Annotated in this window: 23 protein-coding genes and 6 pseudogenes; 2 read left to right on the top strand and 27 right to left on the bottom strand. The window is 34.9% G+C overall.

All coding sequences use genetic code 11. The features are described 5' to 3' along the window. Positions 1-2 precede the first annotated feature (2 nt). The 12 genes and pseudogenes from QA442_RS11820 to QA442_RS11765 form a co-directional block, all read right to left on the bottom strand. A complete protein-coding gene (locus tag QA442_RS11820) occupies positions 3-170 on the bottom strand; it encodes a hypothetical protein (protein WP_071581231.1) in 168 nt (55 codons plus the stop codon). A gap of 482 nt (positions 171-652) precedes the next feature. Further along, positions 653-1,081, bottom strand: coding sequence for a dUTP diphosphatase DutA (gene dutA / locus QA442_RS11815; RefSeq protein ID WP_071581230.1), 429 nt, complete (start codon positions 1,079-1,081; stop codon positions 653-655). 73 nt (positions 1,082-1,154) lie between these two features. Continuing rightward, positions 1,155-1,517: a hypothetical protein gene (locus QA442_RS11810; RefSeq protein ID WP_279473019.1), complete on the bottom strand. Its 363-nt coding sequence runs from the start codon at positions 1,515-1,517 to the stop codon at positions 1,155-1,157. A 42-nt stretch (positions 1,518-1,559) separates the two neighbouring features. Then, positions 1,560-1,801: pseudogene (locus QA442_RS11805) on the bottom strand (thioredoxin family protein). After that, a pseudogene (locus tag QA442_RS11800) lies at positions 1,798-2,205 on the bottom strand (ribonucleotide-diphosphate reductase subunit beta); the annotation flags it as partial. The pseudogenes QA442_RS11805 and QA442_RS11800, both read right to left, overlap by 4 nt. A gap of 176 nt (positions 2,206-2,381) precedes the next feature. Beyond that, positions 2,382-2,903, bottom strand: a complete 522-nt coding sequence (locus QA442_RS11795; RefSeq protein WP_071581228.1) for an HNH endonuclease signature motif containing protein — start codon at positions 2,901-2,903, stop codon at positions 2,382-2,384. Positions 2,904-3,010: 107 nt separating this feature from the next. After that, positions 3,011-3,595 (bottom strand): annotated as a pseudogene (locus QA442_RS11790) (ribonucleotide-diphosphate reductase subunit beta); the annotation flags it as partial. Between the two features lie 265 nt (positions 3,596-3,860). Beyond that, positions 3,861-6,395, bottom strand: a pseudogene (locus QA442_RS11785) (LAGLIDADG family homing endonuclease); the annotation flags it as partial. Between the two features lie 252 nt (positions 6,396-6,647). Then, positions 6,648-7,367: pseudogene (locus QA442_RS11780) on the bottom strand (ribonucleotide reductase N-terminal alpha domain-containing protein); the annotation flags it as partial. Next, entirely contained in the window at positions 7,330-7,725 is a 396-nt protein-coding gene (gene nrdI, locus QA442_RS11775; RefSeq protein ID WP_279473018.1) for a class Ib ribonucleoside-diphosphate reductase assembly flavoprotein NrdI, read from the bottom strand. The gene nrdI and the pseudogene QA442_RS11780, both read right to left, overlap by 38 nt. Then, a complete protein-coding gene (locus QA442_RS11770; RefSeq protein WP_032721808.1) occupies positions 7,725-8,072 on the bottom strand; it encodes a hypothetical protein in 348 nt (115 codons plus the stop codon). The genes nrdI and QA442_RS11770 overlap by 1 nt, the downstream gene beginning before the upstream one ends. Before the next feature lie 51 nt (positions 8,073-8,123). Next, positions 8,124-8,474, bottom strand: coding sequence for a hypothetical protein (locus QA442_RS11765; protein ID WP_213417573.1), 351 nt, complete (start codon positions 8,472-8,474; stop codon positions 8,124-8,126). Between the two features lie 249 nt (positions 8,475-8,723). On the opposite strand from QA442_RS11765, the gene QA442_RS11760 reads away from it, so the two are divergent. Next, positions 8,724-8,867, top strand: a complete 144-nt coding sequence (locus QA442_RS11760) for a hypothetical protein (RefSeq protein ID WP_175535160.1) — start codon at positions 8,724-8,726, stop codon at positions 8,865-8,867. Positions 8,868-8,884: 17 nt separating this feature from the next. Next, the gene (locus QA442_RS11755) at positions 8,885-9,199 is read left to right on the top strand and encodes a hypothetical protein (protein ID WP_071581225.1); all 315 of its coding nucleotides are present in this window, start codon (positions 8,885-8,887) and stop codon (positions 9,197-9,199) included. A 42-nt stretch (positions 9,200-9,241) separates the two neighbouring features. Here QA442_RS11755 and QA442_RS11750 read toward each other — a convergent pair whose 3' ends face one another. The 15 genes and pseudogenes from QA442_RS11750 to QA442_RS11680 form a co-directional block, all read right to left on the bottom strand. Then, positions 9,242-9,508, bottom strand: a complete 267-nt coding sequence (locus QA442_RS11750; protein ID WP_071581224.1) for a hypothetical protein — start codon at positions 9,506-9,508, stop codon at positions 9,242-9,244. A 31-nt stretch (positions 9,509-9,539) separates the two neighbouring features. Beyond that, a complete protein-coding gene (locus QA442_RS11745) occupies positions 9,540-9,665 on the bottom strand; it encodes a hypothetical protein (protein WP_071581223.1) in 126 nt (41 codons plus the stop codon). A 13-nt stretch (positions 9,666-9,678) separates the two neighbouring features. Further along, positions 9,679-10,026, bottom strand: a complete 348-nt coding sequence (locus QA442_RS11740; RefSeq protein WP_071581222.1) for a hypothetical protein — start codon at positions 10,024-10,026, stop codon at positions 9,679-9,681. Positions 10,027-10,040: 14 nt separating this feature from the next. Then, a complete protein-coding gene (locus tag QA442_RS11735; RefSeq protein WP_423856557.1) occupies positions 10,041-10,388 on the bottom strand; it encodes a hypothetical protein in 348 nt (115 codons plus the stop codon). Positions 10,389-10,486: 98 nt separating this feature from the next. Further along, positions 10,487-11,010, bottom strand: a pseudogene (locus QA442_RS11730) (hypothetical protein). Positions 11,011-11,016: 6 nt separating this feature from the next. After that, complete coding sequence (locus tag QA442_RS11725; protein ID WP_071581220.1) at positions 11,017-11,565, bottom strand: metallophosphoesterase; 549 nt, start codon at positions 11,563-11,565, stop codon at positions 11,017-11,019. Continuing rightward, the gene (locus tag QA442_RS11720) at positions 11,565-11,855 is read right to left on the bottom strand and encodes a hypothetical protein (protein WP_071581219.1); all 291 of its coding nucleotides are present in this window, start codon (positions 11,853-11,855) and stop codon (positions 11,565-11,567) included. The genes QA442_RS11725 and QA442_RS11720 overlap by 1 nt, the downstream gene beginning before the upstream one ends. A gap of 533 nt (positions 11,856-12,388) precedes the next feature. Beyond that, entirely contained in the window at positions 12,389-13,147 is a 759-nt protein-coding gene (locus tag QA442_RS11715) for a hypothetical protein (RefSeq protein WP_071581217.1), read from the bottom strand. A gap of 399 nt (positions 13,148-13,546) precedes the next feature. Then, entirely contained in the window at positions 13,547-13,774 is a 228-nt protein-coding gene (locus QA442_RS11710) for a hypothetical protein (RefSeq protein ID WP_071581215.1), read from the bottom strand. A 39-nt stretch (positions 13,775-13,813) separates the two neighbouring features. Next, on the bottom strand, positions 13,814-14,179 hold the full coding sequence (locus QA442_RS11705) for a hypothetical protein (RefSeq protein WP_071581214.1): 366 nt from the start codon (positions 14,177-14,179) through the stop codon (positions 13,814-13,816). A gap of 255 nt (positions 14,180-14,434) precedes the next feature. Continuing rightward, the gene (gene dcm, locus QA442_RS11700) at positions 14,435-15,892 is read right to left on the bottom strand and encodes a DNA (cytosine-5-)-methyltransferase (protein ID WP_071581213.1); all 1,458 of its coding nucleotides are present in this window, start codon (positions 15,890-15,892) and stop codon (positions 14,435-14,437) included. A 25-nt stretch (positions 15,893-15,917) separates the two neighbouring features. Continuing rightward, the gene (locus QA442_RS11695) at positions 15,918-16,457 is read right to left on the bottom strand and encodes a 5' nucleotidase, NT5C type (RefSeq protein WP_071581212.1); all 540 of its coding nucleotides are present in this window, start codon (positions 16,455-16,457) and stop codon (positions 15,918-15,920) included. Positions 16,458-16,465: 8 nt separating this feature from the next. Then, on the bottom strand, positions 16,466-16,963 hold the full coding sequence (locus QA442_RS11690; protein WP_071581211.1) for a deoxynucleoside kinase: 498 nt from the start codon (positions 16,961-16,963) through the stop codon (positions 16,466-16,468). Then, complete coding sequence (locus QA442_RS11685) at positions 16,963-17,118, bottom strand: hypothetical protein (RefSeq protein ID WP_010331040.1); 156 nt, start codon at positions 17,116-17,118, stop codon at positions 16,963-16,965. The genes QA442_RS11690 and QA442_RS11685 overlap by 1 nt, the downstream gene beginning before the upstream one ends. After that, positions 17,111-17,326, bottom strand: coding sequence for a YorP family protein (locus tag QA442_RS11680; RefSeq protein WP_064814903.1), 216 nt, complete (start codon positions 17,324-17,326; stop codon positions 17,111-17,113). The genes QA442_RS11685 and QA442_RS11680 overlap by 8 nt, the downstream gene beginning before the upstream one ends. Positions 17,327-17,336: the final 10 nt, after the last annotated feature.

The following is a 17,336-nucleotide window of genomic DNA, read 5'->3' as shown; positions in this document are numbered from 1 at the left end:
ATTCACCCACCCAGTTTATTTTGGTCATGCATCTTCATGAAGTTAGCCGCTGCCTTCTTGTATCTCAGGTCTTTATCGTACTCAGCAACTTGTCTCATATGTTCAATAAATTCATCTTCAAGTCCTTGCAACTGAAGAAATCCAAAGCACAGACCATTCCTATAAAGCATGTCTTCATATTTTGCTTGTAAAGCTCTTTCTTTGCTGTTACTGATCTCTTTCCTCCTTAAATATTAGTTAAAAGTATTCTTTTATCTATTTAAATGCTTAATCCATCGACATCTATATCCTAAATGTGGTAAAATCGACGTCAATTATTAAATCTGTAAAAACAAAGAAAGGAAGTATTGATATGTATTTGAGTATTATAATTTTAGCATCCTTGCTTTTATGGGGTGCAGTTATCCATGAACTAAGTAAACCTTCAAAAAAGCAAAGCGCAAGAAAAATTGTTTCTTTGACATCTTTAGGTTCTTTATCGACTTTAGTTATTACTATTTCACTTTTTCAAAACTTCCTTTTTTAAAATTTGTTTTTAATTAAATCCTTCGTATTAAAATATTCATTTTAAACATAATATTTATATGTACCTTGGCTGAAACCTCCATTGTTCAGATCACAGCATGAATACAGCCAAGGTTTTTAAATTTGTTTATTTCGTTCCCGTAGAACCGTGCCCGCCTCTATCTTCATTCCCCAAATGCTCAACCTCTACCAATTCAACTGCCGGCATTTTCTTCATAATTCTAAATTGACAAATCCGATCTCCCTTTTTAATCTCAGTATCACGTAATGCATAAGCAGGAAAGAACCAGAAATCACTGTCTCCCTTATATGACTCATCGATAACACCCATTGAATTTGTTTGAATAACGCCAAAGTTTTTATATGTACTGGAACGAGGGACGACATGTGCTTCGTAACCTTCAGGCAATTCCATGGCCACACCTAAAGGGACAAGTTTAAATTCATCTTTTTTGATTGCTACATCTTCAGCAGCTCGAAGATCGATCCAGTCTCCCTGCTCAATTTTGCTGATTCTTGTTTGTGTTTCATCTAGATACTTGATTTTAATTTGCATTATGTATTAACTCCTTTAGTTTTTAATGTATGCACGTACCTGTATTACCTTCTTCAGTTAAACAAACAGCTCATTATTGTTCGAACTTTGCCCTCAACTCTTCATATAGTTTACGATCATTTTCTTCTTTCTCTTTGAGATACTTTTCTCTTTCCGCCTCTTGCTTCTTTTTTAACTCATTTTCATACTCTTCCCACTCTGTTTCATCGATCACACCTTTTTCATGTAATTCTCTTTTCAGAGGGTGTAAGATCTTCTTTGCTTCATGCGGGTATAAAATCCTTGTCTCATAGCCATCATCCCAGTCAGCTTGTTGACAAGCCATAAACACGCCTCCATCCTTAGTAATAATTGTTGTTTGTTCACAAAACTGATTTGCCCAAACATAAGCAACTTCTTTTCCAATTAATCCTTCTTGAGTTTCAATGAAATACATTTATTAGCTCCTTTAAATTTAAGTTTGTTTAAAATTACCCTTTTATCGTAATTCCTTTAATAACTCATCAAGTTCATTGGGTTTAAAACCAATACTTCGGTTTACTTCTTCTCCTTGATCATTCAGCAAAATGGTTACCGGTACTCCCATAACACCAAATCTAGCTGCCACTTCTGGTTCCTGTGTAACGTCAACTGTCTCAAATTGAATATTTGCTTGTTCTAATAATTGGACACCATTTTACATGGATTGCAATTAGGCTGCTCTAATTTAATTACTCTCATCGAATACATCCTCTCTCGTTAAAAATAAAATCTGAATCCCTTAATGGTTCAACCGTTGCTTTTTTGTACCCATTCCCTTTAGTTGAAAAGAAGTCATGGGATTTGGTCTTAGTGCTCAATCCATTAATAACAATTGGGTTAACGTCTTCTTCCTCAAACAGTTGATCGAATCCCAGGTTGTTTAAAGCTTTATTAGCATTGTATCTGATGAATTTCTTAACATCAGGAGCTAAGCCAACTTGATCATAGACATCTTCTGTATACTCCAATTCATTTTCGTAAAGCTCCTGCAGTAAGCTTAAAGCCCATTCGTACAATTCCTTTTGCTTCTCTGGTGTTTGCTTCTTATAAATCTCCTGAGCCAACAATCCAACATACGTTCCGTGAATCGCTTCGTCTCTAATACCCTTAGTTCAACCGAGTTCGCTACTTTCGGTTCGTTGCTCTGTCGCAACCGCCTTACGTTACCGTAAGGAGCAGACTATATCATCATCCCTGTAGGATGCCTCCCGTTTCGATTTAAGGGGTTCTCACCCACGCCAATAGCTTGCGCCCTACTCGTTTTGCGGAATTTCGCCGCCTATGCGATAGTCGTTGAACGTTCTATGCGATCCCATAAAGTCTTCCATCTTCTTTTATGTCGAATTAGACTAACGTAACGAGGATGAAGGCTGTATTTTTTACCAGCTTCAACATTGTTCATTCCAGCAATCAAATCATAGATTAAATTTGTTGCCTCCATATTAGTGAGCTTTGACATTGAATTACTTTCTCCAGGTTGTCCTGACATTAATCCAATTTTCATTGCATGTAGAGTATTTTCTTTAGGTGTAACTATTTCTAAGTTCCGAACGTGGTTGTTTAGTTTATTTCCATCTATGTGGTTTACAAACATTCCTTTTGGTATATCATGAATAAAATATTTTGCGACTAACCTATGTACTAAATAGTTCTGTGTTCCTTTTTTCGGATGCGTGTATCCTATCATTTCATAGCCATGTGGAGTAATAAATGTCTTTCTTGGTTTCTTTAATTTTTTTGATATGATAACTCCCGTTTCCGTTATCCACCAAGGTGCTTCTTCGACTTCTTTCCTTATCATTTTCACCTCCTTTGGGTTCGCATAGCTTCGCTGCTGATTGTCCTAATAAGGATTTTCCAGCAATTAGAGAGGTTCACATTTGCCGTTGCCGACAAAAGGGACTATTAAATAATCAGGTTAATGATCTCTCCACTTTGCATTAACTTTCCTTGTCCATAAAAATAAAGTGGGTAATAAAATCCTGAGTAAAAAAGAAAACTCTCCAGAAACACAGATGCAACCATTGCTCTGAATAAGGAAATTTCATCGTTCTTCTCAACTGCTTTATAAATTGAAACAATTGTTCTAGCCTTCTTTTGAAGAAACCTATTGTTTTTCACCCATTCGAAGACTTCATTGATCTTCTCGGTTGGAGCCAAAGTTAGAAAGATGTTGCTGTACGACTTCGCATGGACAGCGTTCTCCATCATCGCCATAAAGTTCAGCACCGCTTTCCGCTGGTGGCCATCTACGTGTTCAGCCACAATCGGCATCCCCGTATTCCCCTGCTCTGTATCAAGAAGCGTAAGTCCTGCAAGTACCTTCATATAAGTGTCCTGCTCATTTTTTCCGAGGTACTTCCATGTGAGAAGATCGCCGTTTAAAGCAATCTCTTCCGGAAGCCAGAACTGTTTCACGTTTTGGTTATAGAACATTTGGGTAAAATCGTCTTCATGCTTTGACCAGTTTGCTGCGTCATAAATTTTTGTCAAAAATATTCCCCTATCTTAAAAAATTTTAGATTTGACACTGTAAAACCACCCTCTTTGAAGCCCTTATATACGGGGTAACAAAGCCCCTAAAATTATAAGAGGATGGTTTTACTTATGAATAAAAACGTTCAAAAAATTATCTTTATGTTTTTTGTTAAACTAGGTCTATCACTGTTTTTTAAGGAAATTTAACAAATGCTATTTTAATGAATATCCTTCTTTTAATTTCTGAACTATTGTATGAATACTATTTTTATAGAGTTAATCAGACAACACAAGATAGACATGAATCCTGACCTGTATCCTTAGTTCTTGCATAATACAAGGTCTTAATTCCTTTATGATGAGCGTAGAGGTCTATTCTGTTTAGGTCTCTCGTTGTCATCGTATCTTTCAAGAACAAGGTAAATGAAATTCCCTGGTCAACATGCTGCTGAATCGTAGCAATAAGATCAACAACTTTAAACATATCCATGTCATATGCTTCTTTGTAGAAGAACCAATTCTGAGCTGATAAACCTGGCATTGGATAATATGTCTTACTGTTTCCGTATGTACGTTCCTCAATTCTTTCCATAATGGGCATTACACCCGCCGTAGATGATTGAACATATGAGATACTTCCAGTAGGTGCAATTGCTTGTCTATAGGAATGATAAAGACCATATTTCATCACATCTTCTTTAAGCTTCATCCAATCTTCAATATTAGGAATATGTTGATCTCCAAACAGCTTTTTAACTTTTTCAAATTTCGGGCTAAAATCATTTGTTACGTACTTTTCGAAATACTCACCTGATTTATAAGTCGAACCATCAAACTTGTAGTATGTCTCCCCTGTTTCTCGTGCAATTTCCATTGAACGCTGCAGAGAGTAGAAGTTAACCATCATAAAGTATGTATTAACAAAATCCTTAGCTTCTTCACTTTCATAAGCAATATTATTTTGAGCTAGAAAACCGTGAAGGTTCATCTGCCCTAGACCAATTGATCTCATTAGTGTATTTGCTCTTGCAACTGCTGGGGCATTTACAATGTTTGTTTTCCTTGTAATAGTTGTCAGTGAGTCAATTGCTATTCTGACTGTTGAAGCAATTGATTGATTACTCATTACGTTTCCAATGTTCATTGAACCAAGATTGCAGGAGATATCTAAACCAATTTCATCCTCTTTATCGTAATCCGTATACACTGATACTTGTGATGATTGAAGTACCTCTGAACAGTTGCCCGTAACAATTCCATTGAAAATCAGAGAGTGATAGTCTTCTTGTGTTGTATCATAAACATCCTCAACGCCATCTTCTTCAATACTAATAATTTCAGCTGTAAAATCATGCTTTGGCTTTCTTGACTTAGGTTGCAATGTCTCAGTTAACAAATTGAATTTATAAACATCGTATTCTTTCATTTCAACAATACTCATAAACAACTCTCTTGAGTTTCTATCTTGAATACTGATTTTGTGTGTTGGTTTTACATTGTAAAGCTTAGAACCGCCTTTTCCATCAGGAAGGAGTTCTTGTGAGCGCTTATTGTTAGAATAAATCGTTGTATAAACACCCATGTTCAGTAACAGCTTCTGAACGTCCTGAAGGCTTTCATAGTGGATGGATGTTAACTCAATAGTTAATGCTTTGGCTTTATGATTTGCATTTACACACCCATCAGTCTGGAATAAACCCGATAAATAAGCTGCTTGGGTTTCCTTGTTAGCTTGAAAAATGAATTCTGGGACTCTTGTTTTTGTTTCTTTGTTCATACCGAACTTCTTTAAGATGTCAAATAAGACAGTACTATTCATGTAGAGCAAATCTTGTTTTTCTGGGTTGGCCATATTAAATGTTGGGAGAAGTGATGTATTGTGCTTATAAGCACGATCAACCTTTTGTTTTTGAATAATACGGTGAACTGCATCAGTAACTTTCTGCTCAAGAACTTTTTTATTATCGTATAAATAAATCTTGGCAGTTTTTTCAGTAATGGTTCCATCACCAGCTATAATGCCCATAATGTATGCAAGATCGGGTTCATGAACTTTCCCGTATGCTCCTTCCGCTGATTGGACTAATAATTTATCGCCCGTTTTCAGTTGATTCAATTGGAGTTTTTGAATTTCACCATCTCTTTTCACATAGAATTTGTGCCACTCAGTTGCCCTAATTTCATATCCTTGCTTCGTTTTGACTTTAAATATTTCCGCATCTTTTTTAGTCAGTTGCATTGGAATTGCATCTACAATTGTGGTACCTTTGCTATCAACTGCAAAATCTTTTGTTCTATTATCAATGACCACTTTAAGATCATTCTGCTTTTTGTAAAGATCTGCTGCTTTTTCATATCCATTCTCAGTTAAAAGAAGTGTTTCTCCAGTAACGCACAAATTTGAAAACTTCACTTTTGAAATATGTTCATTTGGGTGCACTTTATTTACATTGTCAGCGAACATAATATACGGATAGCCAGATTCGCTTCTTAGAATGGCCAATTGCTCTAACAGCTTCCGAGTATTCCCTTTAGCTTTTCTAACCCTAGGGTTTTCGACAAGCTCATCATACATTTCATTGATGCTCATCTCATCAAGATACTGTCCATATTCCTTGTATACTGAATGCGGATAGAACATGTAATAATCCTTGTCTTCCCTTGCAAGTTCAATAAATTTATCAGGAACAACTACACCTATAGACAGTGTTTTAACTCGGACATCTTCATCAGCACTTATTTTTTTGGTATCCAGGAAGTCTGTAATGTCTGGATGGAACACACTTAGATAAACTGCTCCTGATCCTTGTCTTTGCAGACCATTCAAACGTGTTCGCTAAGCACGCCCCGCCATATGGCTGCTTCATGTTACCATGAAGGTTAGACTATATCTTCACCCACTAAGGGCGCCTCCTGTTTCGACTGCCAATAGCTTGCAGCCTACGCCTTTCGGCTAGTCGTTGCACGTTCAAGACTTAGTCTTGCTTCGCTCATGATTGTCCCTGTAGGAGTTCCCATGAATTAAAGAGGTTTTCGATCGCCATTACTGACGAAAGGGGCCAAATCAACCCATCTGATCTGCATATCTAAAAGCATTATCCAATAGCTTCATAACACCTACGACACCTTTAGTCGCATTCTCTACGTCTTTAATCGCTTCACCTTTGGCTCTTAGTTTGTTTAGATTTAATGCTACTCCTCCGCCCAGTTTAGAAAGCTGCATGGAGATATCAATAGCACGTGAAATAGCATTCAAGCTGTCATCCACTTCGAGTAAGAAGCAGCTCACCATTTCGCCTCTTCTCTTACGTCCAGCATTAAGGAAAGTAGGTGTTGCCGGCTGATACTCCTGTTTCATCATAGTATGTACTTCCTCAACAGCTTTCTCGTAATCACCATCAGCACAATACAAAGCTACAATTGAGACACGATCCTCATATCTTTCCAGAATCTTTGTTTTATCATTTGTCTTCAATGCGTAGTCATTGTAAAACTTAAACGCACTCATAAAAGACGGGAATCTAAATTTGTAACTGTAAGCAATCTTATAAATCGATTTAATCTGCTCAAATGTGTATTGATCTAAGAATTCTTCTTCGTAATAATCATTTTTAATCAAATAATCAAGTTTCTCTTTTAGATCGTGAAAGAAAACTGTGTTTTGATTAATGTAATCAACAAAGTAACTATGTACGGCATCCTTATCCTTTTCGAATTGATACTTCCCATTTTTCTGAATCATGATCTCATTATTGAGCTTGATCCACTTTGGTATTGTGTTTGTCAATAAGTTGTACCTCCTGAATGATCTTCTGTAAGTCTTGTTTCGTTCCACTAAGTTCAAACTTTAATAACAATGGTGTGTGGAACTTAGCTGAAAGCTTGTCTCCAGCTAAACCATAGTTATCACCCCAAACCTTGTTACCACTAACAGCAACTCCTCTTATTTTATTTTTATTCTTTTTGATAAAACTCAAAGTCCTTTCAGGCACTTCCCCAAAGCCTATCGTATATGTAATATGTATGAACTCTTGATTGATGATCGTATCATCAGTTATTTCAATAGCTTCAATATCTAATTTGTGTTGTAGCGCTTTTACAAAATTTCTTACATTGCCAGTTTTACTCTCATATGTAATGATCACTAATCGTTATATGCCCCTGTAATTAATCTTGTAGTTGCAGATTCTGCTTCATTTTCAACATGGTAATATGCTTCAGCTATTTCACTATTAATGGCTCCCATCTCAGCATAACCTTTGGCCATTTGAGCCTCATATGGAGATAATTCCTCCAATTCAACAGGGATATAGTTATCCTTTTGACTTTGTGGGATAACCATTTGATGTCCTTCTAAGTCAGTTGCAATAAGTTCTCCCTTAAATACTGTAAATGACTCACCATTTTGCATATGTATCTTTTTATTTTCTTTTGCTTCCTCCATAGTCACCAGATCATTACGCTTTACGTATAACTGTCTAGCTGCCCCCATTTTACATCTCCTTATAATTTGTATTTTGGTTTGAATAAGATAGAAGTTTTATCAAAATTTTAAAAACTTTAAAGGACTATCGATTGTCCTATTTGTTCTTTCAAATTGCTTTAGGAAACTATGTACGCTTCGCATATCTTGATTCGATAGGTTAACAAATTTCACATATTCTGGTTTACCTTGAATTGATATTACTGCCCAACTATGATTTTCATAATGGTTAATATCTGCTGAAATATTAAATTGTTTCATGATAGAATTATTCTCTTCAATGATTTTTTGATTTAGAGATTCTAAGTTTTTCAGCTTAAACTTTAGCTGTTTATTCTCTTCCAATAATTTCTGCTCAAGAGAATCTATACCTAAAAAAGATGTTACTTTGCTTTTAATCCAACTTTTCATTTCATCACTCCTCTAATAAAACTGTGATTTTATCTAGATTTTTGTTTTGCTTTCCTTTGACTTAATCTAAGTTAGAATCACCTCCTTAAAAAGCTTTTTTGGGCCCTAATGAGTCTGCTCATTTGCCTGATTTGATCAAAATATGAATTTTTCATAAAAACGAATCTATATCTTGTATTTCATTAAAATAATAGTGTACTATATATAGTGTATCCCGAACATATTTTCCCTCGACAGGTGGTGATTTCCTTGGCAAAATCAAGTACTCGTAGAGTTTCTTCTTCCAAACTAGCAACTAAAGCATCGAAGGTGCTTAAATCTAAATCATCTAGCAAAACAGCTAAAAGCTTAGCTGGTTCAGTACTCTCTCAAGCAAAATCTAAAAGAAAATGACTAGGGGATGAAAATAAATGAAAAATGGTTTCAAAAAATTCGAACGAAATATCAAAAAGATGCAAAATAAAGCTAAAGAACTTGAGAAAGGACAAGAAGTTCAACTAGATGTTCTTTTCACAGAATCTTTTATGAAAAAAAATACAAACTTCTTATCTTTTGATGAAATGTTGAATAAATCACCTTTCACAATCGAGAGTCAACAAGATTTTGAATCAATCCCGGTTGATTCATGGGATGACTTTGTTCGTGAAAACAGTAAATTTTTCAACTGGAAAGAAATGCAGCAAGAAGCAACCAACTTATATATGGCAAAGCAACTAGGGTTTTAGAGGATGGCTTCCGCGCCATCTTCTTCCTTTAAAATCATCTTTTTAACTAAACACCTCTGTTAAAACAAGTACATCCTGGTTTGTCACTCTGAATTTCCGTTCTACTCCATCAAAAATTAAATCTATATTTTTCTCGTGGAGTGAACACAGTTTTTTATAAATCTCTTTATCGCTTGTAGCAGGATCAATTTGATAAAACCTCTGTTCAATGTTATCGTCACTAAAACATGGGTACTCTCCAGATTCAAATTCAAAGTTCACTTTGACGAAGCCTTCTACATCCTCTGCTTTTATTAATATAGAAAACATGTTCCCTCCATATTCTTTTAAAATAAAACTTTTATTTAGACTTATTGTCGTTTTGCAAAATGGTGTCAGCAGGTAAAGTTGTAACTTTCATTTCGCCGACTATTTCACCAGTTGATTTCTTTTTGAAAATAATCTTAGCAGCATTATCATCACTCAACTTGAGTGCCTCCTTAGATAAACAATGTGCTAACATACAGAACAATCAATGCGAAAGCTGAATGAAGTAAAGACTTACCGGCTTTCTTGAAAATGTTCTCATCTTTTTCCTGATCTGACCGTTTTACACCTTTGACAAATACGTTGAGTAAAACACCAATAACAAATGCATGAGGTAAAGTGACATGGACATTTTGAATGTTGTATGTATCAATAAGCAAAGGATTTAACACGTGATTCAATCCGTAATAAACAATTAGTGACATAGTCAACGCTTCAACAAAAATAAGTAACCCAACTACAATCAGAGAACCTGATCCGATAAAGAAACCGTTCCAAATATCTTTTGTATCCTTATTCAATAAATATCTCTCCTTTAGTCTTTTTTAATTAGCCTCTTCCACCAGGAAGTTTTACGTTTTTCTTCTTGCTCTTTAAAGCGTTCATATTCTTGTTTAAGTTGCTGATTAAATTCCTCGATTTTTTCTTGTTTTTGAATTGCTTTTTCAAGACTCTCTTTATCTTCAACTGTTTTAATGATCTTGTCAGTCTGATATGTCCATTCATTTTTTGTGTTGCGTTGCCTGTCTGTTACGACTACATATTCGTTAAACCCTGGCATATACACTTTCCCTCCGACTTCAATTGGGTCTAAGTCGATAACACCTTCAAAAAATGGCTGGTATTCACATTGCTGCTCAATTGGGACAAGGGCATCACACAGGCCTAATGTCCAACTTTTTTTAATTACCTTCCCTTCAAATGTTGCTTTATGTCGTCCCACTTATTCACCTCCTTAAAAGTCTCTATAAAAATTGAATTTTAATCTAAATGCTCCATTACAATTTTCAGATACTCTTTATAGTCGATAGCAACCACACTGTCTCCTTTAACAAGCTGTTCAGTTTTAACTCCAAAGAACCACCTATCACCTATCCATTGGCGACCAGTCATGTTGTTTAAACCAAGTTCATCATGAGACCTGAAGGGATTCACCTCTTCAATTTGATCAATCATAGTTTTTATTTCTTTGAAGAACTTAGATCGTTTTTTGAAAGCATAGAATCCATCTACTGGATTTTTAACAATGTCGTTTTTAAATACTTCATACGCTTCTGTTCCTTCGTAGACTCCGAAATACTCAGAGTGATAAAACGAAAACCCCTCTTTCACTCCATACTTTTCTTCAAATTTATCAAAGAATGAGTTAATGTCTTCTTTTCGTTTCTTCTCAGACTTATACCAGTCACTCTCCTGTTTAACTTCGTAAATTGGTGCATCTAATGTTTGCATACGTTCATCTCCTTTTGTTTTAATTTGTCGTATACTGCGCTTGCCCGGGAAATTCTTTTCTATTTCCAATGAGGATTTCTTGCACCTTCCCACCTTTTCGAGTTAATCCAATCCATCGTTACTGGTTTAAAGTCGGTATTTTCAACACTTACACAAACATGACTTAGCTTTTCGAGACCAGTTTCTTCACTATGTGTGTGCCCATGTACATTACAGCAAAGTTGAAATTTCTCAATTAATCTGTTCATATTCACCTGAGAAATTGGTTCATGAGTAAGGATGTAATCCTCATAGAGATACATCCTATGTGGATCAAAACCAAGTCTTCTAAACTTTGTATCTGAAATTCCTTTGTCATGATTTCCTCTAATAAGTATGTTTCTAGTTTTCTTTAACCGACTCACTATGTACTCAATTCTTTGTGAATTACAGAAAAACATATCTCCAAGCCAAAAGACTGTATCCCCTTCGCTAACCGTTTTATTGAAATTCTCAATAATCACATTGTCCATATGTTCAGTATCTTTAAATGGTCGTTTATCACCTTCATATTTGATGATATTCTTATGGCCAAAGTGCGGATCACTGATGAACCATGTATTTGACATTAAAATACCTCCCTCTCTTTACTCACTGATTCATGAGTAGATTCACGATTAGCTTTCATTGTAGCGACAAAATTGTTATCAAAAGCTTTTTCAGTTAATACATGCTTACTGTACGGTTCAACCAATGTCCATAACCCTCTACCTTCTGTTTCAATTCTCATTGCGAATTTTTCTGCTTCTTCCAGGTTTGTGAAAATCAAATCTTCTCCAGTAACAAAATTGTTATATACTTTTCCATTGTTTTGATCTCCATCACGTCTAACTACGATTACCCATTTTTCTTGATTCACTCATCATCTCTCCATTCTCGATAAAAGGAATTTTTCATAGTAATATTATTTTTATCCTAAATATAATTTCAAAAACTCTAATGTCTTTTCTAACTTCATGGTCTTACAATGTTCCAAACATATCTTTTGCAGTTCCTCACCGCATTCTTTATGTACCGAAAATTCTTTATACTCTTTGTCACCTGTAATTCTTAAATAAAAGACGATTTCATTAATTTGTTCATAACACTTAGTACATTCCAAAGCATCACCTCTCATCTTATGAATATAGCATACTCTTAATTCCCTAAATGGTCAATAGTAATTTTATTTTTATTCTTAATATTTGTTAAAAGGAGGAGAGTTTCCTCCCCTACAGTACTACGGCTGCTGCTAATGCTCTTCAGTTCGTTTATGAAATACACGAACAATTATTGCCGCTATAAAGAATAAGGCGAATAATCCAAAAGCCATTGATCCATTCTTTAAAATTATCCCAAAGATCAACAATGCGCAACCAGACAAAATAAATAGTATTTTACTTAAAATATTGATCATTTACACTTCTCCATACAATCAAAGAATGCATTTACACCAATAATACCAGCTGTATTTACACAAGCATAGCAAGCAGTTCCTGCTGTTGCTGGAACACCAGCTGTGCATGCAGCGCCACATAAAATAGCTAAACCAGTGATTGCCCATTGACTAATATTCTTATCACCTAAACAATCTGACACGCATCCTGTCCAGCTCTGAGTACTCATCATGTTAGATGAGCTTGCTTTGTCTTCTGAGTTTTTTTCTGTTTCAAAGACACCAGACTTGTCATCATCCTTAACACCATTAACCCAATAAGTCATTTCGTTTTGAGTGCTGCTGATTTTCTTCATATCAACTTCATAGTATTCTTCAATATTCATATCGCTATCAAATGAAACATTGAATGAACTTACTCTATCTACTTTTTCAGTGTCCACATATAAATAAGAAACTGAATATGTTACTGTACCATCATCATACTTGATGGCCCTAACTGAAGCATTATCAAATACTTTTTCGTTTGAATTATGATACTTAATGTCTCCCTCTTCAATTGCCTTTTCTGTCTTTGAAAGAAGTGTTTCCTTAGTCTTTTTGCTCACATCAATAGTGTGATCTGCAATAAACTCTGCTTCTGATTTTACTTTATCCTTGTCGATATTATCCGTTGAGATTGTACTCTTTGCATCACTATTTTGAGGAAATGTTGCAAAGGCCAGCACAAATACGGCAACTAATGCTAGTATTGTTCGATAAAAAGACTTGTTCATTAAAATAACCCCTTTGTAAAAATATAATTCTCATCTGGCACCAATACTTATCAAACAGACAATCTCATAAATCACCTTCTTTCTTTAATAAATGCTACCAATCATATAAATAATTGTTAAGAAACAATGGCGATTTTGAATAATAAGTATCACAGATGTCATTAACTCAAAGGGATATTGCTCACCTTTATAAACAACTTATGTAATTTTGTAATTCGTTAGATTTAGTAAAAACCTCACCGAATTTTTTGTCTATAGTTTTCCATTGTCTTTCAGTTGTTGAAGGCAACTCATTTTCAAGGTAAATGAACAACTCATCGATTTTATTACTAAGTTGATCCATATTTTGCACGAGAGTTTCTTTTATTGGATCATATATGCACATGTAGCAACCCTCCCTTATGAAAAGATAATTACTGCCTTGCTGTTGTCATTTTTTATGTATGGAGAATATTTTCGCTCCAGATAATTCCTTGATGTTCCTTCTCCCAGACTTACATTATAAATATCACTTATCTCATGTACTTCGTATGCTTGTTCTTTTGCCTGTTCAGGTGATAGAGCCTCAATAACTAGAGACGCATTTTCACCTTTGCTGTCTTTACACCTTACATAATACTTTTTCAATAAACATCCCTTTATCCTTTCGTCTTTTCTTGAAACAATTTAATGAATCAAGCCTCGATATGTATTTGGTTTAATATTGTATAGATTGATTAGGTTAGTTAACCGCTCGATTTCCTTACTCATCGCATAACATTGATCAACATAAAATTTCTTTGGCATAATCACGAACTGTCCATCTTTAAATCCTTCCGCACCGGCTTCTTGCATTGCTGCAGGAAAGATGTCAATTAGGTTCCCTTTTTTAAAGCTCTCAATATACTCATCTACTGAAATAGTGTGCAAAACTTTATGTAACACTTCATTAGCCTTTTCATCGTTATGTACGTAAATGCTTTGTGTATGTGGTTCAATAACTACAAAATCAAGAGCGTTTACCAAGTCAATTTTTTCTTGATCAGTTAGCATATTCACTCCCCTTTTTGTCGCAATATCTCATCCTCAATCGTTTTTTTCCCAGCTTTGAGGACTTCCATAAAGTTTGCTGTTGCTTCAATTTCAGCTCCTAATGATTCTACATAACGCTGCGCTTGATCAGTTTCCCCATTACTGATTTTCTTTCTATAATCTTCGACACTTTGTTTAAACCTTTCAATTATTTGCTCATTATTAATACATCAACACTCCTACTAACATTATTTTTATTCTAAATAAAAGACAAATTTATTCAGATTCTTTATTAACGTATGTATGTATTAATTCCTTGAATATTGATTCAAGCACAGTTACAGTAATTGAATTACCGGCTTGCTTATATAATTGTGAGTTACTTATTCCCGCTGCAAAAGCTTTTTCAAAATCTTCATCATCGAAAGCTTGTAGCCTAAAACACTCTAACGGTGTTAATTTTCTAATTCTGTATTTTGGATATTCTCCAATCGCTACACCATGCCTATCAATAGTATTTACCGTAAATTCCGGTTCACCTTCGTCTTTAAATCTTCTTCCATTTTGTCGCTTTTCTTCTCTTTCAGGAGTTAAAACTGGTCTAACCTCAACAACAGCATTTTGTTTTTGATTTCTGTTCAATCCTCTCCAGTCAGAAGCAGAAAGTGTATGAGATAAATCAAGTTCTTTTCCAATCCCTGTTTTCCTAGAGTACTCTACAGTCATTATTTCTTTTTCAATAATATGTGTTCTTCTTCCCTTCCCAACTTCTCCTGGTGATGTTCCTTTTGTATAATTTGCATCCAAACAACAAGATACTCCGTTCCCAAAGGAAAACTGTTCTATTGCAATTTTAGGTTCTCTGTGGCCGCCTCCCATAGTTGTTAAAGTCGGACTAACTCCCTCAGGTGAGTAAACTCTTTTGATTGCATCATGCCTTTTTAGATCCACGTGTCCAACCATAAACGGCTCGTTTGTTTCATGTTCTTTTTGTTGTGTAGCTTCCAGTTGCTCAACAAGTCTCTTTGTCTTTTCTTCACTTAAGTAGTATTTCTCATCAACATACTCTTCAAGAATTTCTTTTAATCTCTTATGGACAATATCTTGAACGGGCCAATTAAATTTAAACCTTTTTATATCTAAATCTTTTAATCTCTTTTTCCCTTTAATTAGAATATCTTTTCTTGTTTTATCAATAGCCCAGTCATCGTTATTAATCAAATCTTCTCTAATACCAATTATGTATATACGTTCACGATTTTGAGGTACTTTAAAAAATTTCGAATTAAGTAATTCTAAATCAATTCTGTAGCCAACCTCGCTAAAAGCCTCTGCCATCACATTTAAGGTATTACCTTTATCGTGATTAATTAATCCTTTGACATTCTCAAAAACAAAGAACTTTGGCTGCTTCACCTTTAGAGTCTCAATGTACTGAAAAAACAATGTCCCCCTTGTATCTTCAAAACCCTTCCGATGTCCAGCTACACTAAAGCTTTGACAAGGAGACCCTCCAACTAATAGATCAAAATCAGGTAGTGTCTTCTTATCAATCTTACTTACATCACCGAAGTTACATTGCTCATCAACGTTGTGAATTGCGCAATATGATTTGATTGCATATTTATCTATTTCACTAAACCCAATCAGCTCATAATCAACACCAGTGTTTCTGAGTGCAGCTTCAAATGCACCAATTCCACTAAAAAGGCTCATTACACGTAGTTTAATCAATAAACAACCTCCAATTATTTTATTTTTATTCTAAATAAAAAGATATTTTATAGTAATTTTGTTCAATCTCTCCCCTGTTCATAACACGAATAAATCTGTGGTCATCCCTGTTATGCGGTGCATCAAAAAGTATTTTCATTCCATCAAATGTTTCTAAGTTATGTATTCCGTCATCTATCATGATATCTGCTTTAATTATGCTTTTATTGCCACAAAGCACTACATTGCTATGTGGGATAAATGAAAAATGCTCAGTGAGCCATTCAAGCTTTGCTTTAAGGGACTCTGGATGGTTTGTTGCAGTAGTTACAACATATACTTCATATTTCTTCATCAGTTCTTTTACTACTCTTTGGCTGCCTTCTATAACATCAAGATTCCTGAACAAATCGTAATCTAAATGTCTATAAACATTATTGTTGGTATTTGTATATTTTTTTATATCCCAACATAGGATGTCTTCCTCTTTGAGAAAAGGATCATCGTGTGTGTTAATGTAAGCTACCCAATCACTTAGTAAATCAGCTAAGACCTGATCCATGTCAATCGCAATTACTTTTTTCATAAATTCCCCTATTCCACTAAAAAGATTATGTCTTTAGCAATATCGTCACTTGACCATTGTCCAGTATCCCATGAATATGTATGTAATCCCGCATTGCTCATAACTTCTCTGTACAACTCTAAAATTGAATCAATGTCTTTTCCTTCTATATACTCATCACCCCTTTCATCTAAGCGTTTTTTAATAATATTTGAATCAGCGTGTAAGTATATAACCTTCGCTTTTGCTTTAATTTTATCCTCAATAAATCTAAGCTGTTGCTCTGTGAGGATAGAGTAATCTTTGAATTTCTTTGCATATACCAAGTTAGAATAAACAAACCTGTCAATAATCACATTGTCTTCGTCAGCTAATTTGTTGAAGTGCTCAAATAACTTCTCATTTCCACTTGTGGCCAACTCAAAGCTTGAACCTTTGATAATTGGATACCTCAATTCTTTGCTAAGCTTTGCTGCAACTGTTGATTTAAAGCAGCAATCAGGCCCCTCCAATATAATCAATGTCATTAATCCTCCACCTTTCTTATTTTATGAAATCCAACAACCTGGTAAGTCCCATCAGGGTACTTTACTTCTACCTGGTTGTATCGATAATCAACTTTTGCTACAGCTCCTATCTCATCTGTAAAATCAACAATTACCTTTTGACCTTTTTTAAACATAAGTTAAACCTCCCTTTAGTGGTGTTAATTCATGTTCTTTAAAGTAAGTAATGTCACCTGTTTCATCGCTAACTGCATAGTCATATGTAGCTGAATGTAAATGCTCGATAATCTTTCCTTTTCTCCCCACATGATGTGGGCATCCATATCGTGCATTATTGTTAATTTCTATAGCTAGTCCAACAGGATAACTCCAGTATTTAGGCAATTTAATACCC

This window comes from Bacillus stercoris, from assembly GCF_029772985.1.
GTDB classification, from domain to species: domain Bacteria; phylum Bacillota; class Bacilli; order Bacillales; family Bacillaceae; genus Bacillus; species Bacillus stercoris.
This window is presented reverse-complemented; position numbering and strand designations above follow the sequence as displayed.

Bases quoted from the DNA above. Each gene is read 5' to 3' on its own strand.
- QA442_RS11820 (WP_071581231.1), bottom strand. From the start codon at position 170: ATGCTTTATAGGAATGGTCTGTGCTTTGGATTTCTTCAGTTGCAAGGA.
- dutA (WP_071581230.1), bottom strand. From the start codon at position 1,081: ATGCAAATTAAAATCAAGTATCTAGATGAAACACAAACAAGAATCAGC.
- QA442_RS11810 (WP_279473019.1), bottom strand. From the start codon at position 1,517: ATGTATTTCATTGAAACTCAAGAAGGATTAATTGGAAAAGAAGTTGCT.
- QA442_RS11795 (WP_071581228.1), bottom strand. From the start codon at position 2,903: ATGATAAGGAAAGAAGTCGAAGAAGCACCTTGGTGGATAACGGAAACG.
- QA442_RS11770 (WP_032721808.1), bottom strand. From the start codon at position 8,072: ATGGGGGCAGCTAGACAGTTATACGTAAAGCGTAATGATCTGGTGACT.
- QA442_RS11765 (WP_213417573.1), bottom strand. From the start codon at position 8,474: ATGAAAAGTTGGATTAAAAGCAAAGTAACATCTTTTTTAGGTATAGAT.
- QA442_RS11755 (WP_071581225.1), top strand. From the start codon at position 8,885: ATGAAAAATGGTTTCAAAAAATTCGAACGAAATATCAAAAAGATGCAA.
- QA442_RS11750 (WP_071581224.1), bottom strand. From the start codon at position 9,508: ATGTTTTCTATATTAATAAAAGCAGAGGATGTAGAAGGCTTCGTCAAA.
- QA442_RS11725 (WP_071581220.1), bottom strand. From the start codon at position 11,565: ATGTCAAATACATGGTTCATCAGTGATCCGCACTTTGGCCATAAGAAT.
- QA442_RS11715 (WP_071581217.1), bottom strand. From the start codon at position 13,147: ATGAACAAGTCTTTTTATCGAACAATACTAGCATTAGTTGCCGTATTT.
- QA442_RS11705 (WP_071581214.1), bottom strand. From the start codon at position 14,179: ATGCTAACTGATCAAGAAAAAATTGACTTGGTAAACGCTCTTGATTTT.
- QA442_RS11695 (WP_071581212.1), bottom strand. From the start codon at position 16,457: ATGAAAAAAGTAATTGCGATTGACATGGATCAGGTCTTAGCTGATTTA.
- QA442_RS11690 (WP_071581211.1), bottom strand. From the start codon at position 16,963: ATGACATTGATTATATTGGAGGGGCCTGATTGCTGCTTTAAATCAACA.
- QA442_RS11685 (WP_010331040.1), bottom strand. From the start codon at position 17,118: ATGTTTAAAAAAGGTCAAAAGGTAATTGTTGATTTTACAGATGAGATA.